At 41.1% G+C, this 19,674-nt stretch carries 18 protein-coding genes and 4 tRNA genes; 7 read left to right on the top strand and 15 right to left on the bottom strand.

All coding sequences use genetic code 11. The features are described 5' to 3' along the window. The first annotated feature begins 54 nt into the window (after nt 1–54). Entirely contained in the window at nt 55–1,125 is a 1,071-nt protein-coding gene (locus V7L31_RS17420) for a hypothetical protein (protein WP_334697398.1), read from the top strand. Nucleotides 1,126–1,241: 116 nt separating this feature from the next. Here V7L31_RS17420 and V7L31_RS17415 read toward each other — a convergent pair whose 3' ends face one another. The 5 genes from V7L31_RS17415 to V7L31_RS17395 form a co-directional block, all read right to left on the bottom strand. After that, entirely contained in the window at nt 1,242–2,306 is a 1,065-nt protein-coding gene (locus V7L31_RS17415; protein WP_334697521.1) for a tetratricopeptide repeat protein, read from the bottom strand. Nucleotides 2,307–2,370: 64 nt separating this feature from the next. After that, nucleotides 2,371–3,120, bottom strand: a complete 750-nt coding sequence (locus V7L31_RS17410) for a 16S rRNA (uracil(1498)-N(3))-methyltransferase (RefSeq protein WP_334697397.1) — start codon at nt 3,118–3,120, stop codon at nt 2,371–2,373. 13 nt (nt 3,121–3,133) lie between these two features. Continuing rightward, nucleotides 3,134–3,778 carry a Uma2 family endonuclease gene (locus V7L31_RS17405; protein ID WP_334697396.1) on the bottom strand — a complete coding sequence of 215 codons (645 nt, stop codon included), beginning with the start codon at nt 3,776–3,778 and terminating at the stop codon, nt 3,134–3,136. A gap of 112 nt (nt 3,779–3,890) precedes the next feature. Then, nucleotides 3,891–5,807, bottom strand: coding sequence for a sulfite reductase, ferredoxin dependent (sir, locus tag V7L31_RS17400; protein ID WP_334697395.1), 1,917 nt, complete (start codon nt 5,805–5,807; stop codon nt 3,891–3,893). A 263-nt stretch (nt 5,808–6,070) separates the two neighbouring features. After that, complete coding sequence (locus V7L31_RS17395) at nt 6,071–6,610, bottom strand: hypothetical protein (protein ID WP_334697394.1); 540 nt, start codon at nt 6,608–6,610, stop codon at nt 6,071–6,073. Nucleotides 6,611–7,004: 394 nt separating this feature from the next. On the opposite strand from V7L31_RS17395, the gene V7L31_RS17390 reads away from it, so the two are divergent. Both V7L31_RS17390 and V7L31_RS17385 read left to right on the top strand, forming a co-directional pair. Next, nucleotides 7,005–7,946, top strand: a complete 942-nt coding sequence (locus tag V7L31_RS17390; RefSeq protein ID WP_334697393.1) for an ADP-ribosylglycohydrolase family protein — start codon at nt 7,005–7,007, stop codon at nt 7,944–7,946. Nucleotides 7,947–8,033: 87 nt separating this feature from the next. After that, complete coding sequence (locus V7L31_RS17385) at nt 8,034–8,975, top strand: ADP-ribosylglycohydrolase family protein (RefSeq protein WP_334697392.1); 942 nt, start codon at nt 8,034–8,036, stop codon at nt 8,973–8,975. A gap of 55 nt (nt 8,976–9,030) precedes the next feature. Here the strand turns inward: V7L31_RS17385 and V7L31_RS17380 are convergent, their stop codons facing one another. From V7L31_RS17380 to V7L31_RS17370, 3 genes are all read right to left on the bottom strand, one after another. After that, nucleotides 9,031–10,032 (bottom strand): transposase, encoded by a 1,002-nt coding sequence (locus V7L31_RS17380; RefSeq protein ID WP_334697391.1) that lies wholly within the window; start codon nt 10,030–10,032, stop codon nt 9,031–9,033. A gap of 21 nt (nt 10,033–10,053) precedes the next feature. Continuing rightward, nucleotides 10,054–10,905, bottom strand: a complete 852-nt coding sequence (locus tag V7L31_RS17375; RefSeq protein WP_334697390.1) for a hypothetical protein — start codon at nt 10,903–10,905, stop codon at nt 10,054–10,056. A 142-nt stretch (nt 10,906–11,047) separates the two neighbouring features. Continuing rightward, complete coding sequence (locus V7L31_RS17370; RefSeq protein WP_292849581.1) at nt 11,048–11,707, bottom strand: Npun_F0813 family protein; 660 nt, start codon at nt 11,705–11,707, stop codon at nt 11,048–11,050. 358 nt (nt 11,708–12,065) lie between these two features. On the opposite strand from V7L31_RS17370, the gene V7L31_RS17365 reads away from it, so the two are divergent. Both V7L31_RS17365 and V7L31_RS17360 read left to right on the top strand, forming a co-directional pair. Then, nucleotides 12,066–12,138, top strand: a tRNA-Arg gene (locus V7L31_RS17365). Nucleotides 12,139–12,150: 12 nt separating this feature from the next. After that, the gene (locus tag V7L31_RS17360; protein WP_334697389.1) at nt 12,151–12,927 is read left to right on the top strand and encodes a group I intron-associated PD-(D/E)XK endonuclease; all 777 of its coding nucleotides are present in this window, start codon (nt 12,151–12,153) and stop codon (nt 12,925–12,927) included. A gap of 3 nt (nt 12,928–12,930) precedes the next feature. On the opposite strand, the gene V7L31_RS17355 is transcribed toward V7L31_RS17360, so the two are convergent. The 5 genes from V7L31_RS17355 to V7L31_RS17335 all read right to left on the bottom strand — a co-directional run bounded on the left by V7L31_RS17355 (nt 12,931) and on the right by V7L31_RS17335 (nt 15,811). Beyond that, a complete protein-coding gene (locus tag V7L31_RS17355; RefSeq protein ID WP_334697388.1) occupies nt 12,931–14,097 on the bottom strand; it encodes an Arm DNA-binding domain-containing protein in 1,167 nt (388 codons plus the stop codon). 201 nt (nt 14,098–14,298) lie between these two features. Beyond that, nucleotides 14,299–14,370, bottom strand: a tRNA-Thr gene (locus V7L31_RS17350). An 86-nt stretch (nt 14,371–14,456) separates the two neighbouring features. Next, nucleotides 14,457–14,542, bottom strand: a tRNA-Tyr gene (locus V7L31_RS17345). A 124-nt stretch (nt 14,543–14,666) separates the two neighbouring features. Then, nucleotides 14,667–15,641, bottom strand: coding sequence for a quinolinate synthase NadA (gene nadA, locus V7L31_RS17340; protein ID WP_334697387.1), 975 nt, complete (start codon nt 15,639–15,641; stop codon nt 14,667–14,669). Nucleotides 15,642–15,655: 14 nt separating this feature from the next. Further along, nucleotides 15,656–15,811 (bottom strand): hypothetical protein, encoded by a 156-nt coding sequence (locus tag V7L31_RS17335; protein ID WP_163937771.1) that lies wholly within the window; start codon nt 15,809–15,811, stop codon nt 15,656–15,658. Here V7L31_RS17335 and V7L31_RS17330 point away from each other — a divergent pair. Together V7L31_RS17330 and V7L31_RS17325 are read left to right on the top strand one after the other, a co-directional pair. After that, the gene (locus tag V7L31_RS17330) at nt 15,791–16,711 is read left to right on the top strand and encodes a TIGR04168 family protein (RefSeq protein WP_334697386.1); all 921 of its coding nucleotides are present in this window, start codon (nt 15,791–15,793) and stop codon (nt 16,709–16,711) included. The two genes, V7L31_RS17335 and V7L31_RS17330, sit on opposite strands and share 21 nt — an antisense overlap. Before the next feature lie 131 nt (nt 16,712–16,842). Continuing rightward, nucleotides 16,843–16,927 (top strand) — tRNA-Ser (locus V7L31_RS17325). Nucleotides 16,928–17,066: 139 nt separating this feature from the next. Here the strand turns inward: V7L31_RS17325 and V7L31_RS17320 are convergent. Both V7L31_RS17320 and V7L31_RS17315 read right to left on the bottom strand, forming a co-directional pair. Further along, entirely contained in the window at nt 17,067–18,230 is a 1,164-nt protein-coding gene (locus tag V7L31_RS17320) for a P-loop NTPase fold protein (protein WP_334697385.1), read from the bottom strand. After that, a complete protein-coding gene (locus tag V7L31_RS17315; RefSeq protein ID WP_334697384.1) occupies nt 18,220–19,557 on the bottom strand; it encodes a hypothetical protein in 1,338 nt (445 codons plus the stop codon). Before V7L31_RS17315 ends, V7L31_RS17320 begins: the two co-directional genes overlap by 11 nt. Nucleotides 19,558–19,674: the final 117 nt, after the last annotated feature.

The raw sequence follows: 19,674 nt of genomic DNA, 5'->3' as shown, positions 1-19,674 counted from the left end.
GATATGGGTTAAAAGCTGATACATCCAACAATGACACCAATTCCCCAACCCTTTATGCAAGCTGAAAATGACTGGGATTTAGCAAGTTTGTGCCAAGATATCACCTCTGCCAAACAGCAAATTTCTGGTAAACCCAAACAACTGACACCATTGGAAATAACTTGTCTGAAGGGATTGCTTTGTGGTTATAGTCCTAGTGAAATAGCTACTGCAATCAATCGGGAAGTTAGGGGTTTAAGAGTTGATTTATCTAGAGGATTGTATCGCTACATCGAAGTACTAACTAAGCGACCTTCTAACAGCTTAAAAGACTGGAGAGAAGTTACTGACTGGCTAGCAAAAGCTAACTATAAAACTAGTTCTTCTCATCGTTCTTTGCCAAACAATGATTCGTTAATCAAAATTGTTGATATTTCCCTTGAAGGCTCTGTTAATTCTTGTGTAATTGATTTGAAAGTCCGTAATATTGGCAATCAGGTTGCTTTCTTGAAAAATGCTAAGTTTCTATTTCATAATGCCTGGGTGCTGAAAAGTTGGGTTTTACCTAGACTTGAAATAAATGAGCAGCTAGCTTATGCGCCAGCGCCAGCTATGGAAATGCAGCGGAGTAGAACTGTTCCATCTAGCTGTGACTACCAAATTTCTTTACCATCAGATATAAATTTTAATGTCACTTTACCATTGAATTTTGTTACAGAAAATTATTTAAATATACAACCCGAAATTGTTCATACTGAAAATTTTAAAATTTCCCAGTGCGTGAGTTGTAATGATGTAGATAGATTTACGTTTACTTTATTTTTGCCCAAAAACGAGCAACAAATTTCTAGTAATGAACAGGCATCATATTTGATACGTATATCATATATTTATAACTTTAAACTAGAACTTATTTATGATGAAGATAATAAAAGTATTCAGTCTTCTGATTTAATTATTTTGTTGGAACCAAAATATCCTGAAGATATAAAAACACGGGAATTTTTAATAGAATCTAATTCCAATCTTTCCCCGAATATGAAAAAATGGAGTCAGGATAATTTAGAATTGCTAATGGCAATAGCCAAAATGAAAGGTGTTATGAGTTCATCACTGAATTCTTTAATAAAAAGAGCAGTGTCTTAGCCTAAAATCTAACGTATCCTACGCCGTTGCTTTTTGCCGTTACTCCGATTAAATTCGATTTGGCAAGCAAAATCGAGTATCATGTATAAAGCGCGTCATTTCTATTTATCTACAAATTATTTAACAAACACCAGTCCACTATATAAATGAAAAGCGGAATCCCAATTACTCTGCTCCCGACGAAATAGATTAATGTGAGACTTGATATGACTCAGCATTTCTGTTTGATCTAATGTTGTATCCGCAAAAGATGTGAAATCTGACCATATTTTGACTTGAGGTAGTTGCTGGTTAATCCAACTAGATAAATTATTCCAATTAATTCTAATTGTATTTTGGCTAGCTTGGGGAATGATTTCTAAACCTTGCTGGAATTCATAGCCGTTATCATAAAATCGGAGAATGCAACGTCTACCAGGTATGTGTAAATCACAAAACTGAGCATAATCTTGTGTTTGAGTTTTCCATTCGAGTTTATGGTAGGGATCGACATCTACAACTTGTTCAAAAATAGGTAATAGTCCTACTACTCTGGCTGTGACTTCTGACCAGTCAAAGGTGAGAGAACCGAGTTGATTTGTGTCATTACGGCAAACAATAGTAGCTTGTGGGCTAGATTCTTGGAAATGTTTGACTTGATAAACTTGAATTTGCTGAATTTGAGCTATTGTTGCCCAAAAGCAAGGAATGCCAGCCTGCTGTAACTGTTTTCCATAAAATTTTAGTTCTCCAATTTGACCAGTGCGGTATAACCTCCAGCCACGACTTGGCATTAATAGCCGCGCAGTGTAGGGGTCTAGCTGCATAATCTGGGCGAATTTTCGAGACGCTTCTGTTTTCAGTTCATTACTAAGCGGTTCTAAAACTAGTACGCCAAGTTCGGTGTTATTTGGTTCAGATTTTGCTTGGGAAATGGCTCTTTGTCTTTCTTCTAGTTCCATTTCTTGTAGTCGTCGCAAACCTTGGCGTGCTAGCGCCACTATTTTGGTATTTGTCGTATCTCGCAGTAGTTGCCGATAAATTTTTTCTGCATTTTGACGCTTTCCAGATACTTCATGCAGCCGACCAAGATAAAATTGTACCCAAGGATTTTCGGGTGATTCTTTTTGCAGCTGTTTGAGTAATTTAGCTGCTGTTTGATAGTCTTTATGTTCAAAGGCGATCGCAACTTGCTCAATCATCACTTTAAATACACGCTGGAGTGATGTCTCACCCAAAATTACTTTTGCGTGAGCTATAAATCATTTATACTTCACAAGCTGCGGAAATCAAGGATAATGCTACTACTGGGGCTGTAACTGCTCTTAGGATGCGGCGACCAAGGGAAACAGGTTGAAATCCGGCTGCCTCCGCATTCTCAATTTCTTGTATTGTCCATCCCCCTTCTGGGCCAGTCGCAATGACAATTGTTTCTTGTCCTTTGTCATTGGTCATTTGTCCTTTGTGCTGTAAGCAATGTTTTAAATGGGGAAACTCACCACGCGCTTCACAGATATATTGCTGGCTGTTTGCAAATGACAAATGACCAATGACTAATGACAAGCCCGTATTAAAAGCAACAGGCTCTAAAATTGTCGGCACGAATGAGCGTTCTGATTGTTCAGCAGCTTCGGCAGCAATGCGCCGCCAACGTTCGAGCTTTTGAGGACTAGGATCAAGTAAAGTGCGATCGCTCAATACTGGTGCAATACAAGTTACTCCCAACTCTGTACAACACCGCACTACTTCATCAAATCCATTGCCTTTGGGCAACGCCACCATCAAGGTAATTGCTACAGGTAATTCAGTTTCTACTAAAAGCGGTTCTAAAACCTCTGCTTGTTCGCCTGTAAGCTGCGCTAACCACCATTTTCCTTTACCATCCATTGCAATAAAGCGATCGCCTTCACGCAAGCGCAACACGCGCCCCAAATAATGTTGCTGTTCTTTGGTGAGCAAAATTTGCCCTTGTTGGAGTTGGGAGGGTGCGATCGCAATTCTTTGCAGTTGGGACATTTTTCTTAATAAACTACTGCCCTGCTGTAGATATCTGTTTTCTAACCCAGGTACGGAAAACACGAGTCGCTGCTATCTGTCCAACTTTCTTGCTTTCTTGAATAAATCGGGGAATCTCTGTCACCAGCACAGGTGCAAAAGTTGGACTGCGATCGCTTTGCGAGTATTGTCCACTATTGAGGGTGTAAACGCGCAACACATTTCCGTTATACCGCCAGAATTCTGGGACTCCCATTGAAGCATAAAGGCTTAACTTGTCTATCTTGGGTCTGGAATATTCCACTTCCAGCACTATGTCTGGTGGTGGGTCTGTATTCAGGTCAATATTTTCTTTGTTGCGGACTAACAATTCATTTTGGATATAGTAGCTACTGTCCGGCTCTCCTCCTTGCTCTAAATCATCCCGCGTCATAGTCAAAGAGCCAGCGCTTTTAACTTCTAAACCAAATTCTTCACACAACACAAGAACAAAACCTTCGATGAGACGGTTTGAGTTCTCGTGTGGCATCAGGGGGGTCATAATTTCTACTATTCCGTTGTCATAAGCTAGCCTTTTATTTCGCTCAGATCCCATATCTGCCAGCATAGCTTTGAATGTCTGCCAGCTGATGTTTTGCAGCACATCCCTAGTTTCTGCGAATTTTGCTGTTGTTACCATAGTTCAGTCTTCCTGTGGATGTGTTACCTAACTGTATTAGGATTTACGCGAGAGAGACACAGATGGATTTATCTGTGTCTCTCTTTGATTTCATTATCTTCAATTTTTCGGCTTACGAAAGATTCTGGAAGTAAACCTCTAACGCTTCAGTTACCAACTGAGTCATCGGCTTACCTTGGCTTTCTGCTACTTCCTTCAACTTGCTATAAACTTCTTCTTTCAAGTTCACCCGATGGCGTGATTTACTTGTACCATTGGCTGTTTGGGGTTCGTAGCTAGCAGCAAATTCGCGGATGGCATCAAAACCAACGCGATCACAAAAATCACCGAATTTTTCCTTCGATTTCCGAGATTTCTTAAAGTAAACAAAAATCGGCTCTAAGAAGCTTTCCAAGTCATTATGGTGCAGCTTTTCTGTGTAAGGTTGTGCCAGTCGAGTCTGATTTGGCGAACCCCCTAACCATAGCTGGTAAGATTCGGGAGCGCTACCGACAAAAGCCAATTCTGCTAAATAGGGACGAGCGCACCCGTTAGGGCATCCTGTCATCCTTACCACAAAATGTTCTTTTTGTAAACCTATTTTATCTAATAGAGCGCGAACCCGTTCCAAAATACCTGGTATTGCTCGTTCTGATTCCGTGATTGCCAAGCCGCAAGTAGGCAAAGCCGGACAAGCCATTGCATACCGCACTAAAGGTTCGATTTTACTAGGGTTGTCTCCGACACCGTGACGGCTAAGAATATCTTGAATAGCTTCCTTGCTATCTGGTTCGATATCGTAAAAAATCACATTTTGGTTGGATGTGAGGCGGATGGGTAAGTTGAACTGCTCGACAATTTCCCGCAAGGCGGTTTTCAGTTGAAACGAACCTTCATCCTTGACTCGACCATTTTCAATGGAAATTCCTAAGAATAGCTTGCCATCACCTTGTTCATTCCAGCCGAGGAAGTCGTGATATTTAAACTCTGGCAGTGGTTTGAAGGCTTCAACTGGTTTACCGAAATATTCTTCAACTTGGGCGCGGAATTTCTCTACACCCCATTCGTTGATTAAATATTTTAATCTGGCATGACGACGATCGGTGCGATCGCCATAATCTCTCTGGGTAGCAACAATCGCTTTCACCACGTCGTAAACGTCATCCTTCGCCACATAACCAATGGGGTCTGCCAACCTAGCGAAAGTTTCTTCCTTACCGTGGGTTCTGCCTAAACCACCACCTGCAAAAATATTAAATCCTTCTAATTGTTTCTTCTTGTTGGTAATTACTACCAAAGTCAGGTCTTGGGAATACAAATCTACCGAATTATCCCCTGGCACAGTCACGCAAATTTTAAACTTGCGGGGCATATAGTACGTGCCATAAATCGGTTCTTCGTTGTCATGGATAATTGTGCCATTCCCATTGCGTTGTCGCGCTGCCTTCACCTCTGGGGCTTCTTCAGCACTAATTGCCTTTTCCCCATCTAACCAAATTTCGTAATAAGCGCCTGTTTGCGCTGTCAGCAAGTCAGCAATATTCTGGGCATACTCCCAAGCATACTGATACTCTGGGCGATTCTTAAAGGGGGCTGGTGGTGCCATCACGTTGCGGTTAATGTCGCCGCAAGCTCCCAAAGTCGAACCCAGGTTTTTGACAATGGTGGCAATTGCTGATTTAAGATTCTTCTTTAAAATTCCGTGCAGTTGGAAACCTTGACGGGTAGTTGCTCGTAAGGTGTGGTTGCCATACTCATCAGCGATTTTATCTAAAGCCAGATATAGCTCTGGCGGTACTAAACCACCCGGATTTTTTGTCCGCAGCATAAACTGGTAATCTTTTTCCTGTCCCTTGGTGCGGTTGTCGCGGTTATCCTGCTGGTAAGAACCGTGATACTTCAAAAGCTGTACCGCATTTTCAGTAAAATGGGTAGTATCTTGCAGGATCTCAGTTGCTACAGGTTCACGCAAAAAATTACTATTTTCCTTGATTCCTTCGACTTTGGAAGGCTTACGGCTAGCGATTGGGGAAGGAGCAGATTTAACCATTAGACTTGTATAGGATTCTCAATAAAGCATTAGTAGACGCCGAATCAGCACCCTTCGGCTACTTGATCCCCGGTAATCCGGCCGGAATAATGAGGAATACTTTTATTTTACCACGGCAAAAGCCGGCTTTATCAGTGATCTAACACTTAACAAAACCAGCTTTTAGGAGTAATGAGTTTTGTGTGCTGTTAGCGGTAGCGGGGCGTTTAGCCCGTCCTGAGTACTTAAGTAAAGTATAGAGCGAATGAGGACTCAATAATCTTTTATTTGAAACGATAGCCAATACCACCATTGATGCTAACAGCAGAAGCATCACTATTTTGGTAAGCACCAAGTCCGACTTTGGCATTAGTGTAGACGAGGAAATTGTTAGCAACTTCCGATTCAACGCCAGCACCTAGCACTACTGAATCTCTATTACCTATGGGAGTTGGTGAGCCATCTTTCTCTACAAAAGAATAACCACCAGTTAAATAGGCATTAGTTTTATTAGCGATGGGTACATCCACAGAAAGTTCTGGGATGATAGCACTTGTCTTATCGCTCCAGAGGACATTACCGCGTGCAGAAAACGGCGTATTTCCTAACTTTGCGCGACCTGTGACATTACCGCCAAATGTAGCATCGTCGTTGATACCTTGTCCGCCACTAGTAACGCCAGCTGCAACACCAGCGCCAACATAACTAGCATCAGTACCCTTTTTGGTTTCAGCAGAAGCTTGACCAGCTGATAGAACAAAAGGAGTAACTATTAAGGAAGACAATGCAGAAATTGTCAAGAAAGACTTGAGTAAGCGTTTCATATTTTTGTCCAAAATTTGTATTTTTTACTTGTATATTCCAAGTCGAAAATCGTGTGAGAATGTTCCGAATTTTTTCTAAGCTTTGTTAAATGAATGTTTCTATTGATGCCTATAATTTACAAGCTAACTATCTCTGAAAATAATAAATTAGCTGTTATAATTACATTCAATGTCTTTTAGTCCGAGTTCTTTGTTCCCAAAATAGACGCTTTGAAAACTGGCACAATATTTGGAACTAAAACTTAGTAAGTATCTGGTAAATAAAATACCCGAATAACAATTTTTTGCCGAGATTTTCACAGATGATGAAAAAGTAGGCTGTAACATCTGTTGCAACAAGCTATAGAGGGAATCTATAAAGTTAATTTTGAGCAATTTTTGTGGAGATTGAATAATGCTAACCGCTGCAAAAACGTTGTCTGGTTTGATGGGTTTATGTGTCGGTGATGCGTTGGGTGTGCCAGTAGAGTTTACTAGCCGTGCTGAACGAGTAAAATCTCCAGTGACAACGATGTTGGGTTATGGCACATGGAATCAACCACCAGGAACTTGGTCAGATGATAGTTCCTTAAGCTTTTGCTTGGCGGAATGCCTTTGTAGGGGGTATTCGTTGGATGCCATAGCCAATTCCTTTTGGCGCTGGTACAAGGAGGCTTACTGGACTCCCCGTGGTGATGTCTTTGATATTGGTCAAACTACCCACACAGCAATTATGCGCCTGAAACAGGGAGTTGTTCCCCATCAGGCGGGTGGTAAGGTTGAAAATAGTAATGGCAATGGTTCTTTAATGAGAATCTTGCCGATGGCTTATTGTCATAGAAGCTTAACTTTAGGCGAATTGCTGGCGCGGGTGCATGATGTTTCGGCGATTACTCATGCTCATGCGCGATCGCAAATGGCCTGTGGCATTTATATTAGTATTGCAGTGGCGCTCTTAGAAGGGGCTGACCCGCAAACAGCTTATTTACAAGGATTGCAAGACATCCAAACAATTTATTCTGTTCGAGAATTTTTGTTAGAAAAGCCGCATTTTGGCAGAATTTTCAGTGGTGAGATTGCCAAAGTACCAGTAGAAGAGATTAATTCTGGTGGCTACGTGATTGACACCTTGGAATCGTCCCTATGGTGTTTGTTAAATAGCTCGTCTTATTCGGAAGCGGTACTGAAAGCTGTTAACTTAGGCGGAGATAGCGATACTACTGCTGCTGTTACTGGTGGGTTAGCGGGAATTTACTACGGCGTGGAAAATATTCCCAAACAATGGATGAACCAAATTGCTCGTAGACAAGACATTATTTACTTAGCAGAGCGTTTTGCAAGGGCTGTCTATAGCTAGTTTGGAATGAGGAATTATACCAAGTATTTGATGAGCGCCTTTTCGCAAGTAAAATCAGTAGTAGAAAAGTTTCATACTGGTTGAACAATGCTAACCGATGCAAAAACGTTGTCTGGTTTGATGGGTTTATGTATTGGTGATGCGTTGGGTGTGCCAGTGGAGTTCACCAGCCGCGCTGAACGAGTAAAATCTCCAGTCACATCAATGCTGGGTTATGGAACTTGGGATGTTCCTGCTGGTACGTGGTCAGATGACAGTTCGTTGACCTTTTGTTTGGCAGAATGTCTTTGTGAGGGATTTTCACTAGATGCGATTGCTAATTCCTTCTGGCGCTGGTATCACGAAAGTTACTGGACTGCTCAAGGCGAAGTATTTGATATCGGTAACACCACATTTTTAGCAATTGTCAACTGGAAACAAGGAACTCCACCCCTGAAAGCAGGTGGTAGTAGTGAGAATAGTAATGGCAATGGTTCTTTGATGAGAATCTTGCCGATGGCTTATTGTCACAAAAGTTTATCTCTGGATGAATTGATTGCACGGGTACATCAAGTTTCTTCCATTACCCATGCTCATCTTCGTTCTCAAATGGCCTGCGGCATTTATATTAGTATTGCAGTGGCGCTCTTAGAAGGGGCTGACCCGCAAACAGCTTATTTACAAGGATTGCAAGATATTCAAACAATTTATTCTGTACGGGAATTTTTGTTAGAAAAGCCGCATTTTGGCAGAGTTTTCAGTGGTGAGATTGCCAAGATACCAGTAGAAGAGATTAATTCTGGTGGCTATGTGATTGATACCTTAGAGTCATCCCTGTGGTGTTTATTAAATAGCTCGTCTTATTCTGAAGCGGTACTGAAAGCTGTCAATTTAGGCGGAGATAGCGATACTACTGCTGCTGTTACTGGTGGGTTAGCGGGAATTTACTACGGGGTAGAAAATATTCCCAAACAATGGATGAACCAAATTGCTCGTAGACAAGACATTATCTACTTGGCAGAACGTTTTGCAAGGGCTGTCTACACTTAGAGTTAGGAGTTAAAAGTTAAGAGTTAAGAATTATGAAACTCCTAACTCCTAACTCCTAAACCGTAGACAAAGAATAGACTTGACCATCAATTAACAGTCGTGTGATGCCCTTAGCTTCCAAATGAGTACGAGCCTTATGGAGCATTTTACTATCTGGAACCTTAATCACGCGATCGCGCTTTGTAGAAAAACGCTTGGCGACACGATGGTTATCAAACACCGGCAGAGTTCTTTGCTGAGTTTCCAGGCTGGGAATTTGCCCCAAATCACCAAAGTCTTTCAGAGGTCGGGTAATTAATTCTGAGGAACGGTCAATTACCAAATAGCAAGTTTTCGGCAAATTGGCTACCGACAGAGGTAAAACTTGAACTGATGCTTCACCTGGTCTGCGTTTTGTAACTAAAGGTCTTTCCTCATCCAGGTCATCATCATCAAAGTCTTCTTCCTCAAAGTCGTCATCCTCTAAATCATCATCATCTAAATCATCCAAATCCTCTGATTCGTCTAGCAAATCTTCACCCAGCATGTGCGCGATGACAGCCGCTCCTGGATGTTCAACCTTTAGAGGCGGGATAGAGATGCTGACTATTTCCGGCGGCTTTGGCTCTGGAGTTTCTAATTTCTCAGATGTGACTCGGAGTTTCGGTTTTTCCGCCGCCGAGGGGCGTCGCCGCACCCGTCTGCTAGCGGCAATTGACTCTGCCGTTTCCTCTGAGTAAAGTTCCTGCTCTACACGAATTATCTTACGTGGTAGTGGCTCAACCTTTGGCACTTCCAAAGGTGGGCTTTCAATGGGTGGAACTTCTATCTCCGGCTCAGGTTCAGTCAGCAGTGGTAACTGCTCGTAGCTAACCTGTGCCCTTCCCTCAGGAGTTCTCGCAGCCCGCTTTAAAGAGACTAAGTATTCATACTCATCCTCTGGCAAAGTACTTTTGAGCAGGCGACTAATTGTCGAGTTACTCACACCGTAGCGGTCTGCCAAAGTTGAGGTTGTTTCGGCAGTCTCTCGATATAACTTCAGAATTTCTTGCTTGTCAGAGTCAGTTAATTTTCTCACGGTAGATACCAAAAATCCTTACTAAGCTCGTTTTCTTGTACTGGTACGCCGCGTTCGTCTTAGTGATGCGTCATATTCTAAGGCAGCGCCCATACCAAATAACACTCCACTAAACACCCAAAACACTTCTAATATCTCCCCACTTTGATAATTGGGGCCTTGGGCGTATTTAAACCACATATCTGCAATGTAAAGCGAAAAGGCCGCTGCTGCAATCATTCGCCAAGACTGGGAAACTCTTCCTCCCCAAAAGGCTAGCAGCAGAGTGGTAGCAATAATTAACAGAACCACATCGCTAACTACGTAAAACCAATTCAAAATAGCGACTAGCAGTTCCGGGGATGTTTCCTGTTGCATAGAAATCCACCATGCCAACAAACTACCAAATACTGCAATTGCTAACACAATTAGCCACTGCCATTTTTCCAGATTGATTCGCCTGGAAGCCACAGCTAAAATCATGCCTGCGCCAAGTAATAGATAAGTCAGTACAAAAAATATATCGCCTACAGACACATCCGGTTCATCTTTTAAAACTATCTCGGTATAGCCGAAAATTATCCCTCCAATGAAATAGGAAAGCATACCTAACCCAATTAAGAGCCAAACATTCCGGCCACTGACGATTTGTGGACTCAGCCAGTTCCTCAAGCATAAGATACTGGCAGCCAAATAAGCTAAAGCTTCAAAAATATTTGTGCCAATCACATACCACTCAGCCCGGATTTCTATGCCATCGGCTCCGGGAACTTTGGCACTAAACAATAAAAAGTATAGCAGTGCCAGTACAGCCCAGCCAATATTAGCTAAGACAATGTTCTGAGTGTTGAAAATAGATTTAGAGAGGAACGAATTCTCGTAAGAGTTATTCATAGGACAAGACTTATGTAGATGCACTCTGGCAGTATTTTGAGTTAAATGACTGTATATGTAGCAGTGTGTCTGCCAAGTGATACACAATCGGACACCAAAAGCAAGTTGCCAGTGGCCGGAATTTTCTGAAAAAATTTCCATGCTACTGCCATAGTTTACCCAGTGGCGATTGATTTAGCCAATTGATAAACAGCGCTCGCTCGGCTTCTGGCATATCTTCTAGCTTATAAATTACTTGTTTGGTAAAATTACCATTGCCAAAATAGGCTTTTCCTAATCGATGCAGTTCTTGTAACAGAATAACTACATGATTTTCTTGCCAATCAGGTATTTTGGCTACCGGCAAAGGATTAGTAGACACCAAATATTTAACCGCTTCTAGAGAAGACGCTTGGGGAAATTGCTTCTGCTTTAATACTTCGGCAATATCTTTTTCAAATAATGCAACTTGCCTAGCACCTAAAAACTCTTCAATATCGATAGAAACACCTTGTAACAGCAAAATACTGGCTTGGATTAAAATCGCCGTTTTGCCATGACCACCTGTGTCACTATCCAGCTGCTCTAAACGGATTTTGCCCCAAACACTAAAGCGTTCGGGTTCTTCCAGCAAAACACAGGCTTTACCTCGGTTATCCGTTAATTCTCTCCATAAGGCTCTAGCTTCTTCTTCTTGACTAGCTTTAAAAACACTAATCAAGCGAAAAGTTTGCCCTTGATAACTGAGAATCGGCACTTGCTGATCCTTTTTTGGGTGCTGAATGCTTGATATTTCAACATCCTGCCGTTTGAGAATAAACATGGCACTAGCAAATAACTCCTCACAGGGGCACTCTTAATATGGAATATATAATGGCATTTGGCAGTATCGCCAAGGCTGAAATTACCTAGCATACTGTGAAAATGAGCCTAGCGATCGCCAGATCCTTCCCGAAGGTAGCCGCCCAGAGGACGTTAGCGCTAACGGGCAAATAACCCCTTGACAACACAATATATCTAAACCAATACCCCATCTGTTTCGTTTTCGGTGTAGATTGCACTAACTAGCGACTAGCATCTTAGCCTTGCTAGTGGTAAATCTGCAATTTTTGATTGCTTCTTGGTAGGTGAAGACGATATAATAGTGTAGGTGACTCCTTCAGGAGCCATTGTTTTGTTTTGGGCGCGTAGCTCAGTGGATAGAGCAATTGCCTTCTAAGCAATCGGTCGCAGGTTCGAACCCTGCCGCGCTCGTTTTAACTTAATATGAACCCTCAAGCACCGTTAAGTGATATGATGATTACCTCGGTTGAGGGTTCGTTATTGCTGCATCATACCAAGAACAAGGGCGATATTGCTGCTACGAAAGCGATCGCGGATCTAACGCTTAAAGGATACTTGATTCTCACACCACTTGTTTGTGAGCATTTACCTTTCGATTTTGTTGCTTACAAAGACGATAAATTTTATAAAATCCAAGCTAAATATGCGGGAGACAACAGGGTAGTCAATAAAACTATTTGGGTAGATAAAAATGGGACTCATCAGAAGAAGTACAAAGTAAATGACTTTGACTTTTATGCTGTTTATCTGCCTGACATAGATAAAGTTGTTTATCCATCAGTTCACTTTAATGGTTGCTACATAACTACCCAGATACCTAATTCAGCTACACCGTTTTACTGGTGGGAGGATTTTACAGACTTTACTGAAGTAGCCTCTAAACGAACCTACAAGGAGTTTGGGGTTGATTTAACGACTAGAAAAGTTAACCCAGACTCTAGAATTCACACTAGAAAAGTTGAAAGGCCATCAAAAGAAGAACTAGAAAAACTAGTTTGGGAAAAGCCAACAGCACAAATTGGCAGAGATTTTAGCGTGTCTGATAAAGCTGTAGAAAAATGGTGTAAAGCTTATGGGGTAGAAAAGCCACCTAGAGGGTATTGGGTGAAGAAAGCTTATGTAAAAGTGGAAGAACAGTTAACAGCCCATAACAAGGAGAAAACTCATAACCTTAGCCTGAGTAAGGATGTGAATTTCTGAATACTAAAGCGGTTTAAGTTGGTCTAAAAGTTTAGCATCAAGATATTTTTGTTCTATAACATCCACCGAATTATCACACCATTTTGCAACTACAGCAGTAGGAACACCTTTTGCAATTTGCTCAGAGATGAAAGTATCACGACACGAATATGGGGTGGTTTGACGTTCTACTAATGGGTCTACAATTTTATCCCAAGCTCGACGTGAGAAGTTTCTGTAATGTATTGATACTCCTTCAGGTGATGAAAATATTAAAGATTCCAGCTCAAGATGTTCTGGTTTGATTTTTAAAATTAATTCTTGTAGTCGTTGGTTACAGTTAAAAACCCGCTTTTTATTGTTCTTAGAGCCATTAACCCTTACCCTTTCACCATTTCCTACCTGAACTAATGCGCCTTCAAAGGTAATTTGAGAACAATCAGGTGTAATATGCTTCCATTGCAAACCGATAGCTTCTGATGGTCGGCATCCTGTTAAAAACAAAAACTCTACAAATGGTGAGTAATAGCTGTAGCCTATACCTTTAGATGGTTTGTGATTTTTAAAAGCCTGAATTATTTTTTCTTTCTCCTCTTCACTGAAAGCGTTAGGTTGTGAATTATCCTGCCACTTATGTTTGGGAAGCTCATTGTACATCCCTTCAAAAGGATTAAAAGTTACTAAACCATATTTTATCCCCCATTTACAAGCTGCTGAAAGATACATGAGTACATCTTTGGCTTGTGAGGTAGTCGTTTGTTGCAACAATGCGAGTCTGATTTTTATACCCTCATCCAAATCTTGATATGGACAGCGTTTAATATGTTTTTCTAGTACAGCTAGTTTATCCAGTGTTCTAGGTTTTAGAGATGGGCGCTTGTAATCAATGTACCTATCCCACAAGTCTGAAATTGTTAATATCTTCTGCTGTTCGCCAGGAGTAACTATAGATAAATGTCTCTGTGGCTTGTACTTAGCCAGTGTTTCATCGAAGCTACCAGATGCAATGTCTAACTCTATCTGATGTGCTTTCTGTTCTGCTAGCTGACGATTTTCTGGCGTATCAGCTAAATTCAGAGTCAAATATTTTTGTGTACCTTCGTAAAGTTGTCTTGGCAGTCTCAGACGTAATCGACTTTGAAATGATTCAATACTTAGTGTTCCTTTAGACGCTTTTTGTGTTCTGTCCATTAATTTTGACTATTAAAATAATTTGCTCTATAAAAATCATAGTCAAATCATAGTCAAAAAACAAGCTCATAGCCAAATCATAGTCAAAATTATAGTCAGAATAGCCACAAATGCAAGTAAGAAACTTAGCTTTTGAACATCTAAATCTCTTAATAAGGCTGAAACCCTTGAATTTGGATTGATTGTTTTATAAATTTAAAAAGCCCGTGACGAGGATTGAACTCGTGACCTCACCCTTACCAAGGGTGTGCTCTACCACTGAGCCACACGGGCAAAATATAACTTTGGTTTTTAGTTCTAAGTTACAATGCTGGGAGCTTTGCTCTTAACCCAGTCATTATAACTTATAACTTCGTAAGTGGTGGGCCGGGCTGGATTTGAACCAGCGTAGGCGCAAGCCAACGGATTTACAGTCCGTCTCCATTAACCACTCGGACACCGACCCGATTTGTCTCACGATTTAAAATCTTAGCACCATGTTTTATAAATTGCAAGTGATTAGAAAAAATAACTTGTGGGTAGAGATCGCAACAAAACTGCGTCTCTACCATTTGTATAAAAAATACTGGTTACACGCTCATCTCCAGCATTCGTTGCATTGGTCGCAGTGCAGCCAGCCGAATATCCTCTGACATGGTAATTTCGGGAGTACGATTTTTCATTGCCCAGTAGAGCTTTTCTAGGGTGTTTAACCGCATAAACGGACATTCGTTGCAAGCGCAGTTATTCATCGGCGGGGCAGGGATGAAGTGCTTGTCAGGAGCTAGTTTTTGCATTTGGTGAATGATTCCCGGCTCTGTCGCAACGATAAATTCTTTGGTGGGGCTGCTTTGACAATATTTGAGTAAGGCGGCTGTGGAGCCAATAAAGCTGGCATGGCGCAATACACTACTTTCACATTCTGGGTGTGCGATCGCCTCTGCTTCGGGATGGGCAATTTTTAACTGGACAATTTTCTTTTCCGAGAAGGTTTCATGGACAACACAGCTACCTTGCCATAGCACCAAATCTCGTCCCGTCTGTTCCATGACATACCGCCCCAAATTCCGATCTGGGGCAAAAATAATCGGCTGTTCTTTCGGTATCTGCTGGACAATTTTCACAGCGTTGGAACTGGTGCAAATAATATCGCTCATCGCCTTGATATCAGCAGAACAGTTGATATAAGACACCACCAAATGATTCGGATGCGCTGCTTTAAAAGCTGCGAATTCATCTGCTGGACAACTGTCGGCTAAAGAACAACCAGCGTTCAAATCTGGTAAAAGTACTAATTTATCGGGATTAAGTATCTTTGCTGTTTCTGCCATGAAGTGAACACCAGCAAAGACAATCACATCCGCATTGGTTTTTTCGGCGGCTCTTGCTAGTTGTAATGAATCCCCAATAAAGTCGGCAATATCCTGAATATCTGGCTCTTGATAATAATGCGCCAGGATAACGGCGTTGAGTTCTTTTTTGAGACTCTGAATCGCGGCAAACAAATCTAGTGGTAGTTCACCCAGTTGGGTGTTTTCTCGTTGAGCTAGTGCAGTAGTAAACACAGTTTAGGGGTGCTTTATGTTGCAAATGTATGTCCTGTGGATTCAATTATAGTAGTTTTTACCAAAAATAGTGGACGGTTGATATTTTGGGGTTGTGTCCAAATCGGGCTGAGTTTCATATCCTGGAGATAGACGGCAAGGAAAGTGGCATGACCAGTCAGAAAACTCAATCGATAAACCTCAAAATTGCTGTAGTTGGAGATATTCACGACCAATGGGAAGTGGAAGATGGCGTTGCACTCAAGCATTTGGGTGTTGACTTAGTGCTGTTTGTCGGGGATTTTGGCAATGAATCGGTGGAAGTGGTCAGAGCGATCGCATCTCTCGATATTCCCAAAGCAGCCGTAATGGGCAACCACGATGCCTGGTACACCGCCACCGAATGGGGACGCAAAAAGGCTCCTTATGACCGCTCTAAGGAAGACTGGGTACAGGAACAACTCGATTTATTAGGCCCGTCCCATGTCGGTTACAGTAAGTTGGATTTTCCCGCTTGGAATTTAACTGTAGTGGGGGGTCGTCCCTTTACTTGGGGTGGCCCAGAGTGGAAATTCGCGGAAATCTGTCAAGAACGTTACGGTGTGACAAGTTTGGAAGAATCCGCCGATCGCATCGTGAAAGCGATCAAAAGCGCCGCTTACGAGACAATTATATTTTTAGGTCACAATGGGCCGAGTGGGTTAGGCGATCGCCCCGAAGACCCCTGCGGCAAAGACTGGCACCCAATTGGCGGCGATTTTGGCGATCCAGATTTTGGCGAGGCGATTTCTCATGCCTTGACTGCTGGTAAAACCATTCCTCTGGTGACATTTGGTCACATGCACCGAGATTTACGCCATACCAAGAAGGTGCAGCGCAAACCCATCTTTAGAAGTCCAGAGGGGACAATTTACTTAAATGCGGCTAGTGTCCCCAGGATTGTGGAAAATGATGGCGAGAAGTTGCGTAATTTTTCCATTGTCACCCTAGAGGCGGGTGTGGTTTCGCAAGTTTCCCTAGTTTGGGTAGGGAATGACTTTCAAGTGGCTAAAGGGGAAATTTTGTACGAGCGATCACGTATTGTGTCGTAGACATTCGCATCCAGTAGTGCAATCTGCGTAGATAATAGGGTATAGTATGATCTGTCAAGTTTAGTGCTAATCAACAAAAGCGCCTGAATAGCGTCTGAAACTAGGATCAGCACAAGTTTGACAGATTTACTGGAGAGGTGGCAGAGTGGTCGATTGCGTCCGACTTGAAATCGGATGAGGCTAAAACCTCCGGGAGTTCGAATCTCCCCCTCTCCGTTGAAGAAAAGTTAGATTTTACAAATCTTATTAACGACGTAAGCCATTGATTAGATTTAATCTGAGCAAGGGCTTAACTGTGATTTATTCTTGATAAGTGCCTATTGAATTCTTAAAGTTAGCAAGAGCTTCAAAAAACTTAACTAAAAGAATGCCGACATAGATTCATTGATGGACTCATCTGCTTTTTCATAAAAGCATTAAGGTAATCACGTTGTCGCACGCCTTTAATGTTACTACCTCTCAATAATTGGTGAAATAAGAGTCGAGCAGAATCTTCATGTAAAAGTACATCATTTCCTTCTTGTAATTGTTTTTTTTGTGCAAAATTTCTGGCTTCCATTTTGGCTTGTTCCAAGTAGAATTTGAATAATTTTACGGCTTCCTCTTCATTTCTTATAGGTGAAAGTTGAACTTCATTAGCAAGACGACCTCTAATAGCTGGAAGCATCTCACGGTAACGTTCAAGGGCATCTGTAGTTAAAGCAACCATTAAGAAAAGATATTTAGGTAGTGCATCAATTAAAGCCCGCAGAGCAGATAAATATCTTAAAACAATAGTTTTTGATAAGCTACCATTCTGTTTTTCCAATTCATCAAGAAGAATAAAAATACCCTCTAAAGTCTTCATTTCTGAACCAAAATATACAATGTCTCGCAATGCTCTTGTTTTCGCTTCTACAGTATCTAGACGAAAATTGACTCCCAGTTCAGTTTGATGAGTTTTTCTTACAGGTAATCCTAAAAGCCATTGATATGCTAAAGATAGGCGCTCATTTAGTTTTTCTTCGGAATTAATAACATTCAAAAGAGCCTTAAGCATTATTTTAATTTCGCTCATTCGCACAAATGCTAATAATTTATCAATATCATCTACCTCTTGCTTCCTCTTTGCAAGTGCATCAATTGAGCGACGTAAGTAGTCTTCTCCCAAATTTTCAAATATAGACCTAATGAGTGGATCAAAAAATGGTTCTGGATCTGGAACGTATCTAATAACGAAAAAACCATGTTGAGAAAGTTTTTCACGCAAAGCATTTTCATAAGCATTCAGAAGGTTAGTCTTTCCAATTCCCTGACTAGCAGTTATTGAAATTACATGAGACTTGCGATCTGAATAAAATGTCTTGACCGCAGCATCAACTTGCTTATCTGCTTCTGTTGACATATGCGGATGACCACTGGTTTGCCCAGCACTGGGAAAAGGGTTACTCAACACACCAAACTTTTTATAGAGTAATTTGGGTTGTTCTTCTGGTGCGTTAGCAGTCGCCTCATCTGTAAATAGATTTTCAAGAGGCATTTTTAACTCCTTCTAGCTTGATACGTACAGCAGATGTACCAGGTATAAGAAAATCTCCATGATACAAATAAACTTTTTCTAACTGGGGAAGTCCGTCACTTGTCTTAATTATCCACAAATCGTGCTGTTCAAAACGAGTATCTGGAGTAGATCCTTCAGCATAGACATTCACTAAGTTTTGTTCTTGTGCTTTTTTCACTAGTTTTCTAGCCAATATGGGATGAACAGCATATTTAATAGCTAATTCTTCTAACCAGCGACCAGTAAGTATCCATTCTGTGTCTTCCTGTGAACGAATTAATTTATAAACCTCTACTGCTAAATTAGCAAAATCTGGTATATCAGGTATGTTATCAGTGGCAACAATTTTTTGGTTTTGTATATTCAACCAAGCACAGGCTGCCTCGCCAAGCTTGATGTAGGTTGGTTTCGCTTTATTTGAAATTGGTAATGTGCTATATTCAACACTTCTTTTTTGATTTACATAGTTACATATTGCGTCAAATGATGGTATTTTCTTCAAAGAAGATAAAACTTTTATATGATTTTCGTTCAAGATACTTTCCCATAGAAACTTTAGTAATTCTGTACATATAATTTTATTATCATTAAGCTCAACAAATTTTCCACTATGCAGAAAATTTTTATACAAACTATAGCGAGATTGATGTGTTAAACCCAATTTTTCTTGAGCCTCTTGATTAGTTAGTTCTCCTTTGTCTACTAACAATTTCATTAGTAAGAACATCTGATCTGGACTAAATGCATATGCCTTAGCTATTGCTTCTATATTTTGGCTAGAAATTGCATCAGTCTGATCTTGGCTTTCTATGTCAGTTGATAGCGCAATAGAGGTATTATCTGTTGTTGCAGAGGATGTTCCAGAGTTAAAATTTCCCCAAAGAAGATCATCTTTGACGTGAAGTGGTTGCCAAGTATATTCCCCAGGTATGCCCCATAGCTCTAATGACTCGTTAGTGTTGTAATTTTGCAAGCGCAGGCAACCAAAAGATACAGCTAATTCCCAAAGAACATCTGTTAGTGGTACTGTATATATTTTTTGACTGAAAGGATGAAAAAGAGAGCCAGTGAGTTTTCTACCATCAAATTTAGGAAAAGAACGAGATTCAAAAAAGAACACATCCATTCCTTCAGCCATCGTCATTCTGGCTAGACCCTGATCGCTAGTTAGAAGAGCTAGGGCATGATCCGGGCGAACTTGAGTTTGAAAGCGTCGTGCAGTTTCTAAAATCAGACGATCAGCAAAACTCCTAACAATCTCTTGTAGTTTAAGATTACCATCTTCAGGATCGCTACTCGGTGTCACAATACCCCGCAGAGGATCTGCACCCAGGGCAAACGCATCTTATTTACTAATAAAAACTAAGGGAGATTCTAAAATGACATAGATAATTGTAAAACTTGATAGAATGATAAATAAAAT

It is taken from the genome of Nostoc sp. (assembly GCF_036916655.1).
Taxonomy (GTDB): domain Bacteria; phylum Cyanobacteriota; class Cyanobacteriia; order Cyanobacteriales; family Nostocaceae; genus Nostoc.
Note: the sequence above shows the minus strand (reverse complement) of the source record. Positions and strands in the feature narration are given on the sequence as shown.